This is a genomic window from Pseudomonas sp. MG-9 (assembly GCF_018729515.1).
GTDB lineage: Bacteria > Pseudomonadota > Gammaproteobacteria > Pseudomonadales > Pseudomonadaceae > Aquipseudomonas > Aquipseudomonas serboccidentalis.
On sequence record NZ_JAHHZH010000008.1, the window covers coordinates 195555 to 216197 of the forward strand.

The window sequence follows — 20643 nt, forward strand, 5'->3', positions numbered from 1 at the left end:
CTAAGGACTGAAATGCGCTGGACAACCCGCCCCGGCTGGCCCGGTAATCTGCTGGCCGTGGCGGCCGGTGCAATCACCACCTTCGCTCTCGCGCCGTTCAACATCTGGCCGCTGGCTCTGCTGGCGGTCGGCTTGTTCTATGCCGGTTTGCGCGAGCTGAGCCCGCGTCAGGCGCTGGGCCGTGGCTGGTGCTTCGGTTTCGGCCTGTTTGGCGCCGGCACCAGCTGGATCTATTACAGCATCCACCATTTCGGTGGCGCATCCGTGCTGCTGGCCGGGTTCCTGATGCTGCTGTTTACCGCAGCGATCGCGTTTTTCTTCGCCCTGCCCGCATGGGTCTGGGCGCGCTGGCTACGCCGCACCGAGGCACCGCTGGCCGACGCGCTGGCGTTCGCTGCGTTGTGGGTAGGCCAGGAAGCGTTTCGCGGCTGGTTCCTCACCGGCTTCCCGTGGCTCTACTCCGGTTACAGCCAACTCGACGGCCCGCTGTCCGGGCTGGCGCCGGTCGGCGGCATGTGGCTGGTGTCCTTCGTATTGGCCCTGACCGCGGCACTGACCTACAACGCACCTCGCCTGCTGAGCAGCGGTCGCAAAGGCTTTATCGCCGCGGGCCTGCTGTTGCTGGTCGGGCCGTGGGTCGCCGGCATTGCCCTCAAGGGCCACGCCTGGACCAGTCCGTCCGGTCCGGCTCTGAGCGTTGCCGCTATTCAGGGCAACGTCGAACAAAGCATGAAGTGGGACCCGGCGCAGCTCAACGCGCAACTGGCGCTGTACCGCGACCTGAGTTTGCGCTCCAAACCGGTGGATCTGCTGATCTGGCCGGAAACCGCCGTGCCGGTACTCAAGGAGTCCGCCGAGGGCTACCTGAACATGATGGGCACCTTCGCCGCCGAGCGTAAATCGGCGCTGATCACCGGTGTGCCAATCCGCGAGATGGTCCACCACGAAAAACGCTTCTTCAACGGCATCACCGTGGTCGGCGAAGGCGATGGCACCTACCTCAAGCAGAAACTGGTGCCGTTCGGCGAATACGTGCCGTTGCAGGATCTGTTGCGCGGTTTGATCGCATTCTTCGACTTGCCGATGTCCGACTTCGCTCGCGGCCCCGCGGATCAGCCATTGCTGCAGGCCAAGGGTTACCAGATTGCGCCGTTCATCTGTTACGAAGTGGTGTACCCGGAGTTCGCTGCCGGCCTGTCGGCACGCAGTGATCTGCTGCTGACGATCAGCAACGACACCTGGTTCGGCACCTCGATCGGGCCGCTGCAACACCTGCAGATGGCGCAGATGCGCGCACTTGAAGCGGGCCGCTGGATGATCCGCGCCACCAACAACGGCGTGACCGGGCTGATCAACCCGTTCGGGCAGATCACCGAGCAGATCCCACAGTTCGAGCAGGGCATCCTGTACGGCGAAGTGGTGCCGATGCACAACCTGACGCCGTACCTGCAATGGCGCTCGTGGCCGCTGATCATCGTCTGCGTGCTGCTGTTTGGCTGGGCACTGATGGCGAGCCGAATGTCGAAAACCCTTTAAAAGTAAAGATCGCAGCCTTCGGCAATTCCTACAGAAGCATCACACATCCTCAGTAGGAGCTGCCGAAAGCTGCAATCTTTTGATCTTCAGCGGTAAAAAAGCGAATACCCCACCTGCCCCACCGCCTCATTCAGCAACTGCCCGCTCTGCCAGATCGACTTGAACTCCGGCAGCCAGCCACCGAACGGTCGCGCATTATCGGTCCCGAGGAACCCTACGGGCGCCGGCACCACTTCGAATCCTGCCTGCTGAAAACACCACACAGCGCGTGGCATATGCCAGGCCTGCGTTACCACCACGACGCGCTTGATGCCTTGGGGCAACAAGATGTCGGCGCTGAATTTGGCATTCTCCCAGGTAGTACGGCTTTCACCTTCCTGCCAGCGCGTGGTCACGCCGAAATCATCGAGCAGCGAATCGGCCATCAGCTTCGCCTCGGTCGGCGGCGTGCCGTAATGCAAACCGCCGCTGGTCAGGATCGGCAGCCCGGACGCCTTGGCCAGCCGCGCGGCATAGCGCTGACGCTCCAGCCCCACGCCCGTCGGCTGATCCTCGCCCCAGGCCAGATCGCCACGCTCACGGCCAGAACCCAGCACCACGATGGCATCGGCCCGCTGCGCCAGCGCCGTCCACGCATCACGGGGCAGCGGCGGTTCACGCTCCAGCGCTTTGGCGCCCCACTGCACGACCACCGGCAGGCTCATCAGCCAGAATCCACCAAGACCCATGGCAAAACACAGGCCGGCCAGCCGCGGCCGGGAGCGGCGCAGCCACCACGCAACCAGCAACAGCAGCAAAAGAATGCCGGGCGGCAATAAAAGTTGTTTGATGAAGTAACGAAAAGGCATCGGGGCATCTCCAGAGATGCCCGAAGCCTAAGAGTGTTAATAAAGCGTTACAACCGGTAGGGTCGGATCGCGTTGAAAAAGATCCGTTTTTTGACCTGCCATGCGTTTACTTGGCCTGTACAGAACGAACCTTGACGGTGTCTCTGCCGGGCGCCTTGTCCTTGAGCCAGATGACCTTGGCTGAATGTGCTGCATCGAGCTGTTTCACTGCCTGCGACAGGTATCCATGCGTTTCACGCTCACTGCGATCCAGATAGGCCTTGACCAGTTTGAACTCGGCGGGACTCAAGCCACGCAATTCCAGCTCCAAGGGGCGCTCATCGCGCAGCCGGCCAGCGGTTTTGGCAGCGTCCAGAGCCATGCCCAGACGATCCATCAACCGTTCGTACAACTCGGGTTTCGTCACGTTTTTTTGCCGTTGCTCCACCATCCCTCACCTCATTGAAGATAAGACTCACTCCCCAATAAGAGCTTAGCTTCGCTGCACAAACCGGCTGCACGCCGCGACCAACGGCCCTCGCCATGTTTTTGACCGGCCAAACAGCTGTAATCAGGGTTTCCCTAGGCCAAGCGCGGTCATGTATGCTACGGCGCTTCCTGTAATTCCACTTCCAGCTCGTCCGGATCATTCCCGGATGGCGCATTGAAGAGGATTAGGCCACCCCTATCCAGTACAAAAGTAGCCATGCACGAACAATATCAGCCCCGTGAAATCGAAGCCGCCGCCCAGTCGTTCTGGGACGAGCAAAAGTCCTTTGAAGTCAGTGAACAGCCAGGCAAGGAGACCTACTACTGCCTGTCGATGTTCCCTTACCCCAGCGGCAAGCTACACATGGGGCACGTGCGCAACTACACCATCGGCGACGTGATCTCCCGCTACCAGCGCATGCAAGGCAAGAACGTCCTGCAACCGATGGGTTGGGACGCCTTCGGCATGCCGGCGGAAAACGCCGCGATGAAGAACAACGTGGCGCCCGCCAAGTGGACCTACGAAAACATCGCCTACATGAAGTCCCAGCTGCGCAGCCTGGGCCTGGCGGTGGACTGGTCCCGTGAAGTGACCACCTGCAAGCCAGACTACTACCGCTGGGAACAATGGCTGTTCACTCGCCTGTTCGAAAAAGGCGTGATCTACCGCAAGAACGGCACCGTGAACTGGGACCCGGTCGACCAGACCGTGCTGGCCAACGAACAGGTGATCGACGGTCGCGGCTGGCGTTCCGGCGCGCTGATCGAAAAGCGCGAAATCCCGATGTACTACTTCAAGATCACCGCTTACGCGGATGAGCTGCTGGAGAGCCTCGACGAACTGACTGGCTGGCCTGAACAGGTCAAGACCATGCAGCGCAACTGGATTGGCAAATCCCGCGGCATGGAAGTGCAGTTCCCGTACAACGTCGACTCGATCGGCGAAGAAGGCACCCTCAAAGTCTTCACTACCCGTCCGGACACCCTGATGGGCGCGACCTACGTTGCCGTCGCCGCCGAGCACCACCTGGCCAGCCTCGCGGCGCAGAACAACCCTGAGCTGCAAGCGTTCATCGCTGAATGCAAGGGCGGCAGCGTGGCCGAAGCCGACGTCGCCACTCAAGAGAAGAAAGGCCTGCCGACCGGCCTGTTCGTCGAGCACCCGCTGACCGGCGAAAAACTGCCGGTGTGGGTCGCCAACTACGTGCTGATGCATTACGGCGACGGCGCCGTGATGGCAGTACCGGCTCACGACGAGCGCGATTTCGAATTCGCTCACAAGTACAACCTGCCGGTGAAATCGGTGGTGCGTACCAGCTCCGGCGACACCAACCCGGCCCCGTGGCAAGACGCTTACGGCGAGCACGGTACGCTGATCAACTCCGGCGAATTCGACGGCCTGGACTTCACCGGCGCGTTCGACGCCATGGAAGTCGCCCTGATCAAGAAAAACCTCGGTGCCTCGCGCACCCAGTTCCGCCTGCGCGACTGGGGCATCAGCCGTCAGCGCTACTGGGGCTGCCCGATCCCGATCATCCACTGCACCACTTGCGGTGACGTGCCGGTGCCGGAAGACCAGTTGCCGGTGGTGCTGCCGGAAGACGTGGTGCCGGACGGCGCTGGTTCGCCGCTGGCACGCATGCCGGAATTCTACGAGTGCAGCTGCCCGAAATGCGGCCAGCCGGCCAAGCGTGAAACCGACACCATGGACACCTTCGTCGAGTCCTCGTGGTACTACGCCCGCTACGCCTCGCCGCACTTCGAAGGTGGCCTGGTGGAAAAATCCGCAGCCGACCACTGGCTGCCGGTGGATCAGTACATCGGCGGTATCGAGCACGCCATTCTCCACCTGCTGTACGCGCGCTTCTTCCACAAGCTGATGCGCGACGAAGGCCTGGTGAGCTCCAACGAGCCGTTCAAGAACCTGCTGACCCAAGGCATGGTGATCGCCGAGACCTACTACCGTCGCGAAGCCAATGGTGCCTACACCTGGTTCAACCCGGCGGACGTGGAACTGGAGCGTGACAGCAAGGCCAAGGTCATCAGCGCCAAACTGAAAACCGACGGCTTGCCGGTGGAAATCGGTGGCACCGAAAAAATGGCCAAGTCGAAGAACAACGGCGTCGACCCACAGTCGATGATCGATCAGTTCGGCGCCGACACCTGCCGCCTGTTCATGATGTTCGCCTCGCCGCCAGACATGAGCGCCGAATGGTCCGACTCCGGCGTCGAAGGCTCGCACCGCTTCCTCAAGCGCGTCTGGCGTCTGGCGCAGACCCACGTGACCCAGGGCCTGCCGGGCAAACTGGACATCGCCGGCCTGAACGACGAGCAGAAAGCCGTTCGCCGCGCCATCCACCTGGCCATCAAGCAGGCCAGCCACGACGTCGGCCAGAACCACAAATTCAACACTGCCATCGCTCAGGTGATGACGCTGATGAACGTGCTGGAGAAAGCTGCGCAAGCTACCGAACAGGATCGCGCGCTGATTCACGAAGGCCTGGAAGCCGTCACGCTGCTGCTGGCCCCGATCACGCCGCACATCAGCCACGAGCTGTGGAAGCAACTGGGTCATGCCAACGCCGTGATCGATGCCGGATGGCCAGCGGTCGATGAAAGCGCCCTGGTACAGGACAGCCTGCAACTGGTCATTCAAGTCAATGGCAAGCTGCGCGGCCAGATCGACATGCCGGCCAGCGCGACGCGCGAAGAAGTCGAAGCGGCGGCCCGTGCCAACGAAAACGTCCTGCGTTTCGTCGACGGTCTGACCATTCGCAAAGTGATCGTCGTACCAGGCAAACTGGTCAACATCGTCGCCAGCTAAATTGGATTGAGCGCCCGGTCTGCCTGGCGCTCTGTAAAACCTTTCGGGCCGCAGGGTCGGCCCACATGGTTTCAAGGGGAGCAACACAATGATCAAACGCAATCTGCTGGTGATGGGCCTGGCCGTTCTGCTGAGCGCCTGCGGTTTCCAGCTGCGTGGCACCGGCACCAACGAACTGACGATCAAGGAACTTGATCTGGGCGCCCGCAACGCCTATGGCGAGACTGTCACCCAACTGCGTCAAGTGCTCGAGTCCAGCGGCGTCAAGGTTTACAACGGTGCACCGTACAAGCTGTACCTGTCTGACGAGCAGGAAAGCCAGCGTATCCTCAGCTACGCCGGCGCTGGCCGTACTGGCGAGTATCAGGTCAACACCGTTCTGAACTACGACATCGTCGGCGAACACAACCTGAACCTGCTGAGCGACAAGCTCGAAGTGCAGAAAGTGTTCATTCACGACGGCAACAACCTCGTCGGCTCCGATCAGGAAGCCAACGACGCCCGTCGCGAAACCCGTCGCGAGCTGGTTCAGCGCATGATGCTGCGCCTGCAACAGCTGACTCCAGGCCAACTGCAGCAATTGCAGCAAGCAGCCAACGACCGGGCAAGAGCCGAAGCCGATGCGCTGAAGGCGGCACAGAAGGCTGAAGCGGAAACCCCGCGTCAGTCGCCGCTCGAAGTACCGCAGCAGTAAGACGTACGGGGCGCTCAGGCGCCCCGTACGCCCCTTCTTATGAAGCTCGCTCCCGCTCAACTCGGCAAACACCTGCAAGGCGCGCTAGCGCCCGTCTATATCATCAGTGGCGATGACCCGCTGCTGTGCCAGGAAGCCGCCGACGCCATCCGCAGTGCTGCCCGCCAGCAAGGTTTCGACGAACGCCAGGTGTTCGCCGCCGACGCCAATTTCGATTGGGGCACGTTGCTGCAGGCCGGTGCCAGCATGTCGCTGTTCGCCGAAAAACGTCTGCTGGAACTGCGCTTGCCTTCGGGAAAACCCGGAGACAAGGGCGCTGCCGCACTGATCGAATACTGCTCGCGCCCCGCCGAAGACACGGTGCTGCTGATCAGCCTGCCCAAGCTCGATGGCAGTGCACAGAAGACCAAGTGGGGCAAGGCGCTGGTCGAAGGTCAGCAGACCCAGTTCATCCAGATCTGGCCGGTGGACGCCAATCAGCTACCGAGCTGGATTCGTCAACGTCTGTCGCAGGCCGGGTTATCCGCCAGTCAGGACGCCGTCGAACTGATTGCCGCCCGCGTCGAGGGCAACCTGCTCGCCGCCGCGCAGGAAATCGAAAAGCTCAAGCTGATGGCCGAAGGTGGACAGATCACCGTCGAAACCGTGCAGGCCGCAGTGGCCGACAGTGCCCGCTTCGATGTGTTCGGCCTGACCGACGCCGTGCTCAACGGCGAACCGGCCCATGCGCTGCGCATGCTCGAAGGCCTGCGCGGTGAAGGCGTCGAGCCACCGGTGATTCTCTGGGCGCTGGCGCGGGAGTTGCGCCTGTTGGCCAATATCTCACTGCAGTACAGCCAGGGCACGCCGCTGGACAAGTGCTTCAGCCAGTCGAAGCCACCGGTCTGGGATAAGCGCAAACCGCTGATGAGCAAGGCCTTGCAACGCTACTCGGCGCAACGCTGGGCGCAATTGCTGCTCGAAGCCCAGCGCATCGATGCGCAAATCAAGGGCCAGGCCGCCGGTTCGCCGTGGATGAGCCTGAGCCGATTGGCGTTGTTGATGGCTGGCCAACGCCTGTCATTGCCTGCCGAATAAGCTCAAAAGATCGCAGCCTCCGGCAGCTCCTACACTAATCCCTGTAGGAGCTGCGGCACGCTGCGATCTTTTGATCTTGTTTTCCTACAAAAAAACCTGCATTTGCCCTATAGACAGACGCCCGACATCGGCAGATTATTTTCCGCGCAAACCCCACCCATCGAGAGATCCATCATGAGCAAAAAGCCATCAAAACATGGCCCGAACAAGGCCAAATCCATCGTCGCCCAACCCCTGTTCCGCAGCCGCCAGGAACGACCAAGCAAGGGCAAAGGCAGCTACCGTCGCGAAGCCTTCCAGTCTGACAGCTGGGAGGCTTCTTACTTTCTGGCTGCCTGAAGCGCAGTACCCCTCGCTCATGTTAAGGTCTGCACCTGATTCGTATTCCCTGGAACTGTGCATGCCCTTCAGTCTTTCCCGTCGTTGGCCCATTCGCCAACTGATCGCTGCCTCCAGCTTCATTCTGCTTGTCGCCTGTGCGGAAAAACCGACCGCCGCCGATGCGCAACCGCTACAGACCGCCCCTGCAGTCACCGCCCCGGCCATCATCCCGCCGGTAGTGCCATCAGGTGACAATCTCGATATCCAGCCGACCCAGACCTTCGCCGAATGGCAGGCAGGTTTCCGCAAAGATGCGCTGGCAGCCGGGATACGCGCTGACCTGTTCGATCGCGCCTTTGCCAGTGTCAGCTTCGATGCCAGTGTTATCAAAGCCGACCGCAGTCAGCCGGAATTCTCTCGCCCGGTGTGGGAATACCTCGATGGTGCCCTGTCGCCGCTGCGGGTGCGCAAGGGCCAGGCGCTGATCAGTCAGTACGCCGACATCCTGCAAAGCATCGAGCAGCGTTATGGCGTGGACCGTCAGGCGCTGGTGTCGGTGTGGGGCATGGAAAGCAATTTCGGCCAGTTCCAGGGCACCAAGTCAGTGATCAACTCGCTGGCGACCCTGGCCTACGAAGGCCGTCGCCCGGGCTTTGCCCATGCACAACTGATCGCGGCGCTGCAGATCCTGCAACAAGGCGATATCACCCCGGAGAAGATGTTGGGCTCGTGGGCCGGCGCGATGGGCCAGACCCAGTTCATTCCGACCACCTACAACACCCATGCCGTGGACTTCGACGGTGACGGTCGCCGCGACATCTGGGGCAGCCCCGCCGATGCGCTGGCGTCCACCGCGCACTACCTGCAAAGCTCCGGCTGGCAGCGCGGTCAGCCGTGGGGCTTCGAAGTGCAACTGCCGAGCGGTTTCAATTACACCCTGGCCGATGGCGCGATTCGCAAGAGCGTTGCCGAATGGCGTCAATTGGGCGTGATCCTGCCCAATGGCGGTCAGGCCCCGGCCGGTTCGGAACAGCTCTCCGCGGCCCTGCTGCTGCCGGCCGGCTATCGCGGCCCGGCGTTCCTGATCCTCGACAACTTCCGGGCGATCCTCAAGTACAACAACTCGTCGTCCTATGCATTGGCGGTGAGCCTGCTGTCCGAACGTTTCAACGGTGATGGGCTGATCAATGGCACCTGGCCAAAAGATGATCTGCCATTGAGCCGCACCGAGCGCATCGAACTGCAGACCCTGCTGAGTGCGCGCAATTACGATGCAGGCACGGCGGACGGGATCATCGGTGCCAATACGCGTAAAGCGATTCGCAGTGCACAGCAGGCGTTTGGCTGGCCGGCGGACGGGTATCCGACGCATAAGCTGCTTGAGAGCCTGCGGACCCAATAAAGCAAAAATCAAAAGATCGCAGCCTTCGGCAGCTCCTACACGGGATTGATGTTTATCCTGTAGGAGCTGTCGAAGGCTGCGATCTTTTTGCTTCACCCCCGCATTATCGGGTGACCACATCCTGCTCCAGCATCAACTCCTTCTTCCCCGCATCCAGCCTTACCAACGCGCCCATCGGCAGCGTCAGGTTCGGATCGCAATGCCCACTGCGCCAGCCGGACAACACCGGGATCCGCAACGGTTCGAAGGTCTGCTTGAGCAAGCGGTTCAACGCGTCGATATCCACCCCGGCCACATCACCGACCAGCACCCCACGCAACCTGGCCAGTTTGCCGGCCAGACGCATCTGCGTGAGCAAGCGGTCGATCCTGTACAGCGGCTCGTTGATGTCCTCGATCAGCAGGATCACACCTTCCACGTCGATTTCGTAAGGCGTGCCCAGCGTCGCGGCAATCATCGCCAGATTGCCGCCCAGCAGCCGCCCATGGGCGATGCCGGGCTCCACGGTGGTCAACGGATAAGCCACCGGATGGCTCAGCACACTCCCCGCCTTCAATTGACCGCGCAGCATGGCGAAGAATGACGTGACGGTCGGCGGCTCCTTGTCGCCCAGCAGGTCGGCATTGAGCAACGGACCGTGAAAGGTCACGAACCCGGCGTAGCGACTGATCGCCAGATGCAGCGCGGTGATGTCGCTGTAGCCGACAAAAGGCTTGGCGTGGCGGCTCAACAGGTCGAAGTCGATCCGGTCCAGCAGACGTGGCGTGCCGTAGCCACCGCGCAGGCAGATGATCGCGTCGACCTCGGGGTCGGCGAACGCCGCGTGCAGGTCATTGAGGCGTACGTCGTCGCTGCCGGCCAGATAGCCGTCCTTCTCGTAGACACCGGGAAACACCCGCAACTGGTAACCCCGGGCACGCATCCACTGCACAGCCTTGTCGGTGTCCAGACTACCGGGGCCGGCGGGGGCGATCACGCCAATCAGCCCTTCTGGCGGCAGCGCCGGCACCGGTTTGTGCGCAACGAGGGTGTGAGTCGGTCGAACGGTCATCCATGGGTCTCCCTGCGAATTCATGCACACACAGTAGTCAGGAACAGAAATAAACAAAAGAGCTGAGACTACCCAATAACTTGTGACGAGGGAGCTTGCTCCCGCTGGAGTGCGAAGCAGTCCCAAAAAACTTGGGCTCGCTGCGCAACCCAACGGGAGCAAGCTCCCTCGCCACAGGGTTCGGAGGTAAACCAGCCCAAACAAAAATACCCGCCAAGGCGGGTATTTTCAGAGGCGTTCAGCGCTGAATCAGGAACCGAGCAGCTCGGCCTTGACCAGTTTCGCTTGCTCGTCAGCGTGGTACGACGAACGTACCAGCGGGCCGGAAGCAACGTTCTTGAAGCCCATCTTGTAACCTTCCTCGGCGAACCAGGCGAAGGTGTCCGGGTGCACGAAACGCTGCACCGGCAAGTGGCTGCGGGACGGTTGCAGGTACTGGCCGAGGGTCAGCATATCGATGTCGTGTTCGCGCATGCGCTTCATGACTTCGATGACTTCCTCGTCCGTCTCGCCCAGGCCCAGCATCAGGCCGGATTTGGTCGGGATGTGCGGCATCATCTGCTTGAAGCGCTGCAGCAGGGTCAGCGACCACTGGTAGTCCGAACCCGGACGCGCAGCCTTGTACAGGCGCGGCACGGTTTCCAGGTTGTGGTTGAACACATCCGGCGGCTCGGCGGCGGTGATTTCCAGCGCGATGTCCATGCGGCCACGGTAGTCCGGGACCAGGGTTTCCAGCTGCACGTTCGGCGACAGCTTGCGGATTTCGCGGATGCAGTCGGCAAAGTGCTGGGCACCGCCGTCACGCAGGTCGTCGCGGTCAACCGAGGTGATCACTACGTACTTGAGCTTCAGGTCAGCGATGGCGATCGCCAGGCTTTCCGGCTCGTTGACGTCCAGAGGCTTCGGACGGCCGTGGCCGACGTCGCAGAACGGGCAGCGACGGGTGCAGATGTCGCCCATGATCATGAAGGTCGCGGTGCCGCCGGAGAAGCACTCGCCCAGGTTCGGGCAGGACGCTTCTTCGCAGACGCTGTGCAGCTTGTGTTTGCGCAGCAGGCTCTTGATGCGATCGACTTCCGGCGAAACCGGGATGCGCACACGAATCCAGTCAGGTTTCTTCGGCAGTTCGGTGGTCGGAATGATCTTTACCGGGATGCGTGCAACCTTCTCGGCGCCGCGCAGCTTGACGCCGGCTTCAACCTTGGGACGCGGGGCCGGGCGCTCGGTCACGTCGAGCGTCGGGATCATGGTTTGCACTGCATCAGTAGTCATATCAGTCGATTCCGCCCGTCAGGGTCGTCTGCTCAGCATAGTCGAGGTGTTTGACGAGCTGCGCGCGCAGCCGGGCACTTACCTCGGCAAATTCAATCGATCCTGCGTGATCGCTCAGCTGGGTCATCGCCAGCCCGGCATAGCCGCAGGGATTAATCCGTCGAAACGGCTCCAGGTTCATATCCACGTTCAGGGCCAGGCCATGAAAGGAGCAACCGTGGCGAATCCGCAAACCCAGAGAAGCGATTTTCGCTCCGTCGACGTAGACGCCGGGAGCATCTGGCTTGGCTGCGGCGGTCACGCCGTAGCTGGCCAGCAGTTCGATCAGGCACTGTTCCATGCGCGTGACCAGATCACGTACGCCGAACCCCAGCTTGCGCACGTCCAGCAACAGGTAGGCGACCAATTGGCCTGGGCCATGATAAGTCACTTGCCCGCCACGATCGACCTGCACCACCGGGATATCCCCCGGCAGCAGCAAGTGTTCGGCCTTGCCGGCCTGGCCCTGGGTAAACACCGGAGGGTGCTCGACCAGCCAGACTTCGTCGGCGGCATTGCTGCCCCGTTCGTTGGTGAAGCGTTGCATGGCATGCCAGACCGGCTCGTAAGCCATCTGGCCAAGTTCGCGAAAGCCCAGCGTGCCCTGCATCACAACACCATGTGTACGAAGCCGGAAGCCCGCAGTTCGCTGTTGATGTTGTACAGCTGATCCTGGTCTGTCGCGACGATGTGCAACTGGATGGTGGTGTATTTGCCGTTGCTGCTTTGACGCTCGTCGATGCGCTCATCATTGATGGTCGCGTGTTTCTTGACGATGTCGATGATCTTGTCTTTGTTGCCGACGCCCGTATCGCTGATCACCTTAATCGGATAATCAGTCTGCGGAAATTCGATCTTTGGCGCCTTTACTTCGGTATCGGTCATGGCGTAACGGCCTCTAGAGCGCAAGCCGTGGTAACGCACATGGCCCCGCACCGGATCGGGGCGGGGCCATGCAGGTCAACACAAAATCAGTTGAACAAGCCGTAGAAGAATAGACGGATGCTATCCCACATGCGGCGGAAGATACCACCCTCCTCGACAGCGTCCAGGGCGATCAGGTCGGCGCTGTGCACCACTTTGTCGTCCAGTTTCACTTCGACTTTACCGATCACGTCGCCCTTGGCGATTGGCGCGGTCAGTTGCGGGTTCATGGTCATGCTGGCAGCGAGCTTTTTCAGCTGGCCTTTTGGCAGGGTCATGGTCAAGTCTTCAGCCAGGCCGGCCTTGACTTGACTGGTGGTGCCCTTCCACACCGGGGCTTGCGCCAGTTCGGTGCCCTTCTGGTAGAAGGTCTGGGTTTCGAAGAAACGGAAGCCGTAGGTCAGCAGTTTCTGGGTTTCAGCGGCACGGGCCACTTCGCTGTTGGTGCCGAACACCACTGCGATCAGACGCTGGCCGTCACGTACCGCCGAAGACACCATGCAGTAGCCGGCTTCGTCGGTGTGACCGGTTTTCAGACCGTCAACAGTCTTGTCGCGCCACAACAGCAGGTTGCGGTTAGGCTGCTTGATACCGTTCCAGAAGAACTCTTTCTGCGAGTAGATCGCGTAGTGAGCCGGGTCTTCGTGGATGATCGCACGGGCCAGAATCGCCATGTCGTGAGCCGACGAGTAGTGCTCAGGGTTCGGCAGACCGGTCGGGTTCATGAAGTGGGAATTGGTCATGCCCAGATCGGTAACGGTCTTGTTCATCAGGTCGGCGAAGGCATCTTCGCTACCGGCGATGTGCTCGGACAGCGCGACGCTGGCGTCGTTGCCGGACTGAATGATGATGCCGTGCAGCAGGTCGCTGACGGTCACTTGCGAGCCGACTTTGATGAACATCCGCGAACCGCCGGTACGCCAGGCGTTTTCGCTGACGGTCACCGGGTCGTTCTCACCGATCTGGCCGCGACGGATTTCCAGCGTAGCGATGTACGCGGTCATCAGTTTGGTCAGGCTGGCTGGCGGCAGACGCTGGTCACCGTTGTTCTCGACCAGCACGTTGCCGCTGCTGGCGTCCATGAGCACGTAGGCTTTTGCAGCCAGTTGAGGTGGCGACGGCATCATCTCGGCCGCGAAGGCGGCAGGCGAGAGGAGCAGCGGGACTAGCAGACACAGGCGTTTGGCAAAGGTGGTGATGTTCATCCGTCTCTCGAAATCGCTAATGGAAACTTGCCCGAAGGCAAAACTATTCAGACAGCCTTCTAACGGGCCATCGCGTGTTCAGTTGCTCACTCCAGTCACCCTTGCCGGGCTTTTGTTCTTCGACGAGCCAACAACCTGGTCCACCCCCCAAAACCGCAAGTGAACCGTCAATCAAGTGCTACGTGTATTACTCGGTGACCACACTCGGCGAGCCGAGATTGGCCAGGCGCACACTGTTCTGCACCTGGGCGATTTCACCCGGCGAACCGATCGGCCCCAAGCGTACCCGATGCAGGGTCTGCTGATTGCGCACGATCGAGCTGATGAACACCGGAGCGCTCACCATCCCGCTGAGCTTCGACCTCAGGAGTTCTGCAGCGTCCGGGTTGGCGAACGCGCCCACCTGCAGATACTGGCCAGACGCTGGTACAGAAGCGTTTTTTTTTGCGCTGATCTGTACAGGGACAGTGTCAGAGGCATGTTGCTGTGGCGGCGGAGTCCATTGCTCGATGGTACCGGCCGAGGCCGTGATCACCGGCGCGCTATTCTGCGCGACCTGCGGTTCGTTGAGCATCAACGGTGCCGGACGGCCCTTGGCGGCCCACCATTGTTGCGGATCGATGCCCTCGACCTTGACCCGCGCGGTGCCGATTTCGGCATACCCGAGTTTCTTGGCGGCCGCGTAGGACAAGTCGATGATCCGGTCGGAGTAGAACGGCCCGCGATCGTTGACCCGCAGGATCACGCTCTTGTTGTTGTCCAGGTTGGTCACCCGAACGTAACTTGGCAGTGGCAGAGTCTTGTGCGCGGCGCTCATGCCGTACAGGTCATACACTTCGCCGTTGGCGGTGTTCTGGCCGTGGAACTTGGTGCCGTACCAGGACGCCGTGCCCGAGGCGACGTAGGTCTTGGATTCCTGCAACGGGAAATAGGTCTTGCCCAGCACGGTGTACGGGTTGGCCTTGTACGGGCCGGTGTGCAGGGTCGGTGTGGCATCCGGGATGCGCGAAACATCCACGTCCCACCACGGCGCGCCATCTTTGTGCGCGCGGTTGATGTCCAGCCCCGGCTGCGCACGCACCGCGGTGGAGGAAGTTTTCTGGGTGGGCGCGCGACTGGTCGAACAACTGGCGACCAGCACCGCCAACGCAGCGAAAGCCACCAGCTTCAGGGGTTTATTGATAGGCAATGCCCGCATTACTTGACGCCCCGTGCTTTTACCAGCTCTTCAGACAGTTGATGTACGGCCATGGCGTACATCACGCTGCGGTTATAACGCGTGATCGCGTAGAAATTCTTCAGGCCCATCCAGTATTCAGGGCCGTTGTCGCCTTCGAGGCGAAATGCAGTAACCGGCATATCATCGCGCAGCGCATCATGACTTGACCAGCCCAGCGCCCGCAACTCTCCAACCGTCTTTGTCGGTTCGATCCCGGTAGTCAGGCCTTCGTCGACCTGCTCGCCGCGCACATCGGCGCGGCTGACCACTGGCTCGCCGGCGACCCAGCCATGACGCTTGAAATAGCTGGCGACGCTGCCGATCGCATCATCCGGATTGGTCCAGATGTTGATGTGCCCGTCACCGTCGAAATCCACCGCATAGGCGCGAAAGCTGCTCGGCATGAACTGCGGCAGGCCCATCGCCCCGGCGTACGAGCCTTTGAGGGTCAATGGATCAACCTGCTCTTCGCGAGCCAGCAGCAGAAACTCACGCAGCTCCTTGCGGAAAAATTCGGCACGGGGAGGATAGTCGAAACCGAGCGTGGACAAGGCATCGATCACCCGATAATTACCGGTATTACGTCCGAAAAAGGTCTCGACGCCGATGATCGACACGATGACTTGTGCCGGCACGCCGTATTCCTGCTCGGCACGGGCCAGTACGGCCTCGTGCTGGCGCCAGAAGTCCACACCACGGGCGATGCGCGCGTCAGTGATGAACATCGGGCGATATTCTTTCCACTGTTTGACCCGCTCGGCGGGTTTGGAGATGGCGTCGAGAATCGCCTGCTTGCGCTGCGCCTCGCGGAACACCGCCATCAGTTGCTCACCGGCAAAACCGTAGTCGCGGGTCATTTCACCGACGAATTCGGCCACCTGTGGCGAGCCTTCGTAATCGCCGGCCAGCGCTTCCTGCGCGCTGCCAAGGATGCCGACCAGGCCGACCCACGGCGCGTAACGAGTCGCCCAGCTGCGCATGACTTGCATTGAACTCTTCACCTTATTCAAACCTGTGCGATCCACTTGCGATGCGTATGAATCGACATCAAAACCCCAAACGCTGACAGCAGTGTCACCAGCGAAGTTCCTCCGTAGCTAATGAAGGGCAACGGCACACCCACCACCGGCAACAGGCCACTGACCATACCGATGTTGACGAAAACATAAACAAAAAACGTCATGGTCAACGCGCCGGCGAGCAATTTGCCGAACAGTGTCTGCGCCTGGGCGGTAATCACCAGGCCGCGACCGATCAACAGCAAATAGATCAGCAACAGCGCGCAGATGCCCACCAGACCGAACTCTTCGCCGAGTACGGCGATGATGAAGTCGGTGTGGCTTTCCGGCAAAAAGTCCAGGTGCGACTGGGTGCCCAGCAGCCAGCCCTTGCCGAATACGCCGCCGGAGCCGATGGCGGCTTTTGATTGAATGATGTTCCAGCCGGTGCCGAGCGGGTCGCTTTCCGGGTCGAGGAACGTCAGGATCCTCTGCTTCTGGTAGTCGTGCATGATGAAGAACCACATGGCGATCGCCACGGGTACCGCGGCGGCCAGCACGCTGAGGATCCAGCGCCAGCGCAGCCCGCCCATGAACAGCACGAAGGCGCCGCCGGCCAGAATCAGCAGCGAGGTGCCGAGGTCGGGCTGACGCACAATGAGTATGAACGGCACGCCGATCAGCATCAGGCTGATACCGACGTGCTTGAGCTGCGGCGGCAGCGTGCGCTTGGACAGATACCAGGCAATCGTCGCCGGCATCAGGATCTTCATGAACTCCGAAGGCTGAAAGCGGATCACCCCGGGGATGTTGATCCAGCGCGTGGCGCCCATGGCGTTGTGGCCCATGATGTCCACCACCATCAGCAACACCACCCCGATCACATAACCGAGCGGCACCCAACGCGCCATGAACCGCGGTTCGAATTGCGCGATGACGATCATCGACACCAGGCCGATGCCGAACGAAGTCGCCTGTTTGCCCAGCAGGTCCCAGCTCTTGCCGCTGGCCGAATACAGCACGAACAGGCTGCCTGCGGCGAGAATCAGCAGCAGGATCAACAAGGGGCCATCGATATGCAGACGTTGCAGCAGCGTCGCACGGCGACGCATCACATCCTCACTGGAGAGCATGCGATCGAAATTATTCTTCACGGGCCGTAGCCTCCGCATTGATAGGACCGGCGTATTCGGCCTTCAACCGACCATCCTGGTCCAGAAGCCAGGCATCCATGACCTGACGCACCACTGGCGCGGCGACACCGGAGCCGGACTCACCGTTCTCGACCATCACCGAGACGACGATTTTCGGGTTGTCGGCCGGGGCAAATCCGACGAACAAGGCGTGGTCGCGGTGGCGCTCCTGAACCTTGGAGCGGTCGTACTTCTCACCTTGCTTGATTGCCACTACCTGGGCCGTACCCGACTTGCCGGCGATCCGGTATTGCGCCCCGATCGCTGCTTTGCGCGCGGTCCCCCGGGCGCCGTGCATCACCTGCTGCATGCCGTGGTTGACCTTGGTCCAGTCCGACGGATCGCGCAGGACGATGTCCGGCATCGGGTTCTCATCCACAGGCTTGACGCCTTCGATGGTCTTGGCCAGGTGCGGCCGGTTCCAGATGCCTTTGTTGGCCACCAGCGCCGTGGCCTGCGCCAGCTGCAACGGCGTGGACTGCATGTAGCCCTGGCCGATCCCCAGAATCAGGGTTTCGCCCGGGAACCACGCCTGCTTGCGGGTTGCCCGCTTCCATTCGCGGGACGGCATCAGGCCGGGGGATTCTTCGAACATGTCCAGCGAGACCTTCTGGCCGATGCCGAACTTGTTCATGTAGGCCGACAGCCGATCGATGCCCAGCTTGTGCGCCAGGTCATAGAAGTAGGTGTCGTTGGAACGCATGATCGCTGTGTCGAGGTCGACGAAGCCGTCACCGGTGCGGTTCCAGTTGCGGTACTTGTGATCGTAGTTGGGCAGCATGTAGTAACCGGGGTCGAACACCCGGCTCGACGCTGTCACCACACCGGCATCGAGGCCGGCAATCGCCACCGCCGGCTTGATCGTCGAACCCGGCGGATACAGACCGCGCAGCACCCGGTTGAACAGTGGCCGGTCGATGGAATCGCGCAGCTCGGCATACGCCTTGAAGCTGATGCCGGTGACGAACAGGTTCGGGTCGAAACTCGGCTGACTGACCATCGCCAGCACTTCGCCGGTGTTCGGATCGAGCGCCACCACCGCGCCACGCCGCCCGCCCAGCGCAGCTTCCGCCGCCTCCTGCAGTTTGATGTCCAGACTCAGGACGATGTCCTTGCCGGGAATCGGATCAGTGCGCTTGAGTACGCGCAATACGCGGCCCCGGGCGTTGGTCTCGACTTCCTCGTAACCCACCTGCCCGTGCAGTTCCGGCTCGTAGAAACGCTCGATGCCAGTTTTGCCGATGTGATGGGTGCCGCTGTAGTTGACCGGGTCGAGGGTCTTGAGCTCTTTCTCGTTGATCCGCCCCATGTAACCCACCGAGTGCGCAAAATGCGCGCCCTGCGGGTAGTGGCGTACCAGCTGCGCGACCACTTCCACGCCCGGGAGGCGGAACTGGTTCACCGCGATCCGGGCGATCTGCTCTTCGGTCAGCTCGAACAGGATCGGCACTGGCTCGAACGGCCGGCGCCCCTGACGCATGCGTTTTTCGAAGATCACCCGGTCCTCGGGCGTCAACTGCAGCACTTCGACGATCACGTCGAGCACTTGCTGCCAGTCGCCGGAGCGCTCGCGGGTCATGCTCAGGCTGAAGCTGGGGCGGTTGTCCGCCACCACCACGCCGTTGCGGTCGAAGATCAGCCCACGGGTCGGCGGAATCGGCTGCACATGAACGCGGTTGTTTTCCGAGAGCGTCGAGTGGTACTCGTACTGGATCACCTGCAAGTAGTACAGCCGCGCAATCAGCACGCCGATCAACAGCATGACCGCAATGGCCCCGAACACGACGCGGCTACGCACCAGGCGGGCGTCCTTTTCGTGGTCCTTGATGCGGATCGGCTGAGACATGAGGGCAGGACTACTTGTGGTAAGGGTGACCGGACAGCACGGTCCAGGCACGGTACAGCTGTTCGCCGATCAGGATCCGCACCAGCGGGTGCGGCAAGGTCAGCGGCGACAACGACCAGCGCTGATCGGCGCGGGCGCAGACTTCCGGCGCCAGCCCTTCGGGGCCGCCGACCATGAAATTGACCGTGCGCGAATCCAGCCGCCAACGGTCAAGTTCGACCGCCAGTTGCTCGGTGCTCCAGGGCTTGCCGTGGACTTCCAGCGTGACGATCCGCTCGTTCGGCCCGACCTTGGCCAGCATGGCTTCGCCTTCCTGGCGGATGAAACGGGCCACGTCGGCGTTCTTGCCACGGGTATTGAGCGGAATTTCCACCAGTTCCAGCGCCAGCTCGGACGGAAGACGCTTGGCATATTCATGCCAGCCTTCTTCCACCCACTTGGGCATGCGTGAACCGACGGCGATCAGTCGCAGTCGCACAGCAATCCCTTACAGCTGGTCTTTGTTGAGCTTGGTGAAATGCTCGTGGGTGTTTTCCGGGCTGTGGTGCTTGGCATCTGCCGCACGGCTTTGCTCGGCACCGGCCCACAGGCGTTCCAGGTCGTAGAACTGACGTGCCGAGGCGGTCATCATGTGCACGATCACCAGATCCAGGTCCAGCAGAACCCAGTCGCTGTCGCCCTTGCCTTCTTCGCCCAGCGGCTTGGCGCCCTGCTTTTTGACTTCTTCGCGGACCTTGTCCAGCATCGCGTTGATCTGGCGATTGGAAGTACCGGTGGCGATGATCATGTAGTCGGTGATGCTCTGCTTGTCGCGAACATCGATGATCTGGATGTCTTGTGCCTTGACGTCTTCCAGGGCTGCCACGGCAACCTTGACCAGCTCGTCGCCCTTGAGCGGCTCGTTGGTGTTGGCGACTTCCGGCAGCGGCGCGCTCTTGAACGTGCCTTTGCGCTTAACTTTGCTTACATCTTTGTCGGTCATATAAAACTCGTTTTGCTCATGTATTCGGCGGCTTGGCGATACGTGGATTCGTATCAGTGAAGCACGCCTTGTTCAGTTCGACGCACGGTACAGACCGTGCGCATCGATGTAGGCCAGGACCGCGTCGGGCACCAGGAAACGTACCGACTTACCGCTGGCCAGCAGTTGACGGATCTGGGTGGCGGAAACCGCGAGCGGTGTCTGCCAGACGAATGCAATCTGTCCGCTCGGCCCTTTCAGGGCCAGCGGGTCGCTCACCGAACGCGCTGCCAGCAGGTTGCGCAAGGCATCCGGCGGTTCGCTGTCGGCGTCCGGGCGCTGTAGCACCAGGATGTGGCAATGCTGGAGCAACTCTTCCCAGCGGTGCCAAGTGGGCAGGCCGCAAAATGCGTCCCAGCCCAAAAGCAGAAAAACCTGGGTCTCAGCGGCCATTTCGGCACGCATCAACTCCAGGGTATCGATGGTGTAGGACGGTTTGTCCCGCTGCAATTCGCGGGCGTCCACCACCAGCGGCGGCACTCCGGCCACCGCGCATTCGACCATTGCCAGCCGATCCTGCGCCGACACCTGTGGCGTATCGCGATGCGGCGGCCGGGCGCTGGGCATCATGCGCAACTCGTCGAGCAGCAGCGCTTCGGCCACTTCCAGCGCACCGCGCAAATGGCCGATGTGCACCGGATCGAACGTGCCGCCCAGTACGCCGATGCGCCGGGGTCGGAGTTCGCTGTCAGGCAGCGGCGCTGT

At 61.4% G+C, this 20643-nt stretch carries 20 protein-coding genes; 6 read left to right on the forward strand and 14 right to left on the reverse strand.

Features of this window, described 5'->3' with window-relative positions; all coding sequences use genetic code 11:
* Window positions 1–12: 12 nt before the first annotated feature.
* On the forward strand, window positions 13–1536 hold the full coding sequence (gene lnt, locus KKQ10_RS21295) for an apolipoprotein N-acyltransferase (RefSeq protein WP_215502210.1): 1524 nt from the start codon (window positions 13–15) through the stop codon (window positions 1534–1536).
* Window positions 1537–1622: 86 nt separating this feature from the next.
* Here lnt and KKQ10_RS21300 read toward each other — a convergent pair whose 3' ends face one another.
* Both KKQ10_RS21300 and KKQ10_RS21305 read right to left on the reverse strand, forming a co-directional pair.
* Entirely contained in the window at window positions 1623–2384 is a 762-nt protein-coding gene (locus KKQ10_RS21300; RefSeq protein ID WP_127651190.1) for a YdcF family protein, read from the reverse strand.
* A gap of 106 nt (window positions 2385–2490) precedes the next feature.
* Window positions 2491–2814: a hypothetical protein gene (locus KKQ10_RS21305; protein WP_127651191.1), complete on the reverse strand. Its 324-nt coding sequence runs from the start codon at window positions 2812–2814 to the stop codon at window positions 2491–2493.
* 255 nt (window positions 2815–3069) lie between these two features.
* On the opposite strand from KKQ10_RS21305, the gene leuS reads away from it, so the two are divergent.
* The 5 genes from leuS to KKQ10_RS21330 all read left to right on the forward strand — a co-directional run bounded on the left by leuS (window position 3070) and on the right by KKQ10_RS21330 (window position 9170).
* Window positions 3070–5676, forward strand: coding sequence for a leucine--tRNA ligase (gene leuS / locus KKQ10_RS21310; protein ID WP_215502211.1), 2607 nt, complete (start codon window positions 3070–3072; stop codon window positions 5674–5676).
* Between the two features lie 88 nt (window positions 5677–5764).
* Window positions 5765–6370: an LPS-assembly lipoprotein LptE gene (locus tag KKQ10_RS21315; protein ID WP_127651193.1), complete on the forward strand. Its 606-nt coding sequence runs from the start codon at window positions 5765–5767 to the stop codon at window positions 6368–6370.
* Window positions 6371–6409: 39 nt separating this feature from the next.
* On the forward strand, window positions 6410–7447 hold the full coding sequence (gene holA, locus KKQ10_RS21320; RefSeq protein WP_127651194.1) for a DNA polymerase III subunit delta: 1038 nt from the start codon (window positions 6410–6412) through the stop codon (window positions 7445–7447).
* A 174-nt stretch (window positions 7448–7621) separates the two neighbouring features.
* Complete coding sequence (gene arfA / locus KKQ10_RS21325; protein ID WP_047296807.1) at window positions 7622–7786, forward strand: alternative ribosome rescue factor ArfA; 165 nt, start codon at window positions 7622–7624, stop codon at window positions 7784–7786.
* A 61-nt stretch (window positions 7787–7847) separates the two neighbouring features.
* Complete coding sequence (locus KKQ10_RS21330; RefSeq protein ID WP_215502212.1) at window positions 7848–9170, forward strand: lytic murein transglycosylase; 1323 nt, start codon at window positions 7848–7850, stop codon at window positions 9168–9170.
* 103 nt (window positions 9171–9273) lie between these two features.
* On the opposite strand, the gene KKQ10_RS21335 is transcribed toward KKQ10_RS21330, so the two are convergent.
* The 12 genes from KKQ10_RS21335 to nadD all read right to left on the reverse strand — a co-directional run bounded on the left by KKQ10_RS21335 (window position 9274) and on the right by nadD (window position 20634).
* Entirely contained in the window at window positions 9274–10221 is a 948-nt protein-coding gene (locus tag KKQ10_RS21335) for a S66 peptidase family protein (RefSeq protein ID WP_215502213.1), read from the reverse strand.
* Between the two features lie 249 nt (window positions 10222–10470).
* The gene (gene lipA, locus KKQ10_RS21340) at window positions 10471–11469 is read right to left on the reverse strand and encodes a lipoyl synthase (protein ID WP_160768663.1); all 999 of its coding nucleotides are present in this window, start codon (window positions 11467–11469) and stop codon (window positions 10471–10473) included.
* Window positions 11470–11494: 25 nt separating this feature from the next.
* Entirely contained in the window at window positions 11495–12142 is a 648-nt protein-coding gene (gene lipB, locus KKQ10_RS21345) for a lipoyl(octanoyl) transferase LipB (protein ID WP_215502214.1), read from the reverse strand.
* The gene (locus KKQ10_RS21350; RefSeq protein ID WP_027612895.1) at window positions 12142–12417 is read right to left on the reverse strand and encodes a DUF493 domain-containing protein; all 276 of its coding nucleotides are present in this window, start codon (window positions 12415–12417) and stop codon (window positions 12142–12144) included. Before KKQ10_RS21350 ends, lipB begins: the two co-directional genes overlap by 1 nt.
* An 86-nt stretch (window positions 12418–12503) precedes the next feature.
* On the reverse strand, window positions 12504–13661 hold the full coding sequence (locus KKQ10_RS21355) for a D-alanyl-D-alanine carboxypeptidase family protein (RefSeq protein ID WP_025108693.1): 1158 nt from the start codon (window positions 13659–13661) through the stop codon (window positions 12504–12506).
* 187 nt (window positions 13662–13848) lie between these two features.
* Entirely contained in the window at window positions 13849–14859 is a 1011-nt protein-coding gene (locus KKQ10_RS21360; protein WP_127651200.1) for a septal ring lytic transglycosylase RlpA family protein, read from the reverse strand.
* Window positions 14859–15869 carry a lytic murein transglycosylase B gene (gene mltB, locus KKQ10_RS21365; RefSeq protein ID WP_007960589.1) on the reverse strand — a complete coding sequence of 337 codons (1011 nt, stop codon included), beginning with the start codon at window positions 15867–15869 and terminating at the stop codon, window positions 14859–14861. The genes KKQ10_RS21360 and mltB overlap by 1 nt, the downstream gene beginning before the upstream one ends.
* Window positions 15870–15886: 17 nt before the next feature.
* Window positions 15887–16990, reverse strand: a complete 1104-nt coding sequence (gene rodA, locus KKQ10_RS21370; protein ID WP_164747885.1) for a rod shape-determining protein RodA — start codon at window positions 16988–16990, stop codon at window positions 15887–15889.
* Between the two features lie 31 nt (window positions 16991–17021).
* The gene (gene mrdA, locus KKQ10_RS21375; RefSeq protein ID WP_127651202.1) at window positions 17022–18917 is read right to left on the reverse strand and encodes a penicillin-binding protein 2; all 1896 of its coding nucleotides are present in this window, start codon (window positions 18915–18917) and stop codon (window positions 17022–17024) included.
* A gap of 10 nt (window positions 18918–18927) precedes the next feature.
* Window positions 18928–19395, reverse strand: a complete 468-nt coding sequence (gene rlmH / locus KKQ10_RS21380) for a 23S rRNA (pseudouridine(1915)-N(3))-methyltransferase RlmH (RefSeq protein WP_003185785.1) — start codon at window positions 19393–19395, stop codon at window positions 18928–18930.
* A gap of 9 nt (window positions 19396–19404) precedes the next feature.
* Window positions 19405–19899 carry a ribosome silencing factor gene (rsfS, locus tag KKQ10_RS21385; protein WP_007960601.1) on the reverse strand — a complete coding sequence of 165 codons (495 nt, stop codon included), beginning with the start codon at window positions 19897–19899 and terminating at the stop codon, window positions 19405–19407.
* A gap of 72 nt (window positions 19900–19971) precedes the next feature.
* Window positions 19972–20634, reverse strand: a complete 663-nt coding sequence (nadD, locus tag KKQ10_RS21390; RefSeq protein WP_425518809.1) for a nicotinate-nucleotide adenylyltransferase — start codon at window positions 20632–20634, stop codon at window positions 19972–19974.
* Between the last annotated feature and the right edge of the window lie 9 nt (window positions 20635–20643).

Coding starts and splice junctions, on each gene's coding strand:
- lnt (WP_215502210.1), top strand. CDS start 13: ATGCGCTGGACAACCCGCCCCGGCTGGCCCGGTAATCTGCTGGCCGTG.
- KKQ10_RS21300 (WP_127651190.1), bottom strand. CDS start 2,384: ATGCCTTTTCGTTACTTCATCAAACAACTTTTATTGCCGCCCGGCATT.
- KKQ10_RS21305 (WP_127651191.1), bottom strand. CDS start 2,814: ATGGTGGAGCAACGGCAAAAAAACGTGACGAAACCCGAGTTGTACGAA.
- leuS (WP_215502211.1), top strand. CDS start 3,070: ATGCACGAACAATATCAGCCCCGTGAAATCGAAGCCGCCGCCCAGTCG.
- KKQ10_RS21315 (WP_127651193.1), top strand. CDS start 5,765: ATGATCAAACGCAATCTGCTGGTGATGGGCCTGGCCGTTCTGCTGAGC.
- holA (WP_127651194.1), top strand. CDS start 6,410: ATGAAGCTCGCTCCCGCTCAACTCGGCAAACACCTGCAAGGCGCGCTA.
- arfA (WP_047296807.1), top strand. CDS start 7,622: ATGAGCAAAAAGCCATCAAAACATGGCCCGAACAAGGCCAAATCCATC.
- KKQ10_RS21330 (WP_215502212.1), top strand. CDS start 7,848: ATGCCCTTCAGTCTTTCCCGTCGTTGGCCCATTCGCCAACTGATCGCT.
- KKQ10_RS21335 (WP_215502213.1), bottom strand. CDS start 10,221: ATGACCGTTCGACCGACTCACACCCTCGTTGCGCACAAACCGGTGCCG.
- lipA (WP_160768663.1), bottom strand. CDS start 11,469: ATGATCCCGACGCTCGACGTGACCGAGCGCCCGGCCCCGCGTCCCAAG.
- lipB (WP_215502214.1), bottom strand. CDS start 12,142: ATGCAGGGCACGCTGGGCTTTCGCGAACTTGGCCAGATGGCTTACGAG.
- KKQ10_RS21350 (WP_027612895.1), bottom strand. CDS start 12,417: ATGACCGATACCGAAGTAAAGGCGCCAAAGATCGAATTTCCGCAGACT.
- KKQ10_RS21355 (WP_025108693.1), bottom strand. CDS start 13,661: ATGAACATCACCACCTTTGCCAAACGCCTGTGTCTGCTAGTCCCGCTG.
- KKQ10_RS21360 (WP_127651200.1), bottom strand. CDS start 14,859: ATGCGGGCATTGCCTATCAATAAACCCCTGAAGCTGGTGGCTTTCGCT.
- mltB (WP_007960589.1), bottom strand. CDS start 15,869: ATGCAAGTCATGCGCAGCTGGGCGACTCGTTACGCGCCGTGGGTCGGC.
- rodA (WP_164747885.1), bottom strand. CDS start 16,990: ATGCGTCGCCGTGCGACGCTGCTGCAACGTCTGCATATCGATGGCCCC.
- mrdA (WP_127651202.1), bottom strand. CDS start 18,917: ATGTCTCAGCCGATCCGCATCAAGGACCACGAAAAGGACGCCCGCCTG.
- rsfS (WP_007960601.1), bottom strand. CDS start 19,899: ATGACCGACAAAGATGTAAGCAAAGTTAAGCGCAAAGGCACGTTCAAG.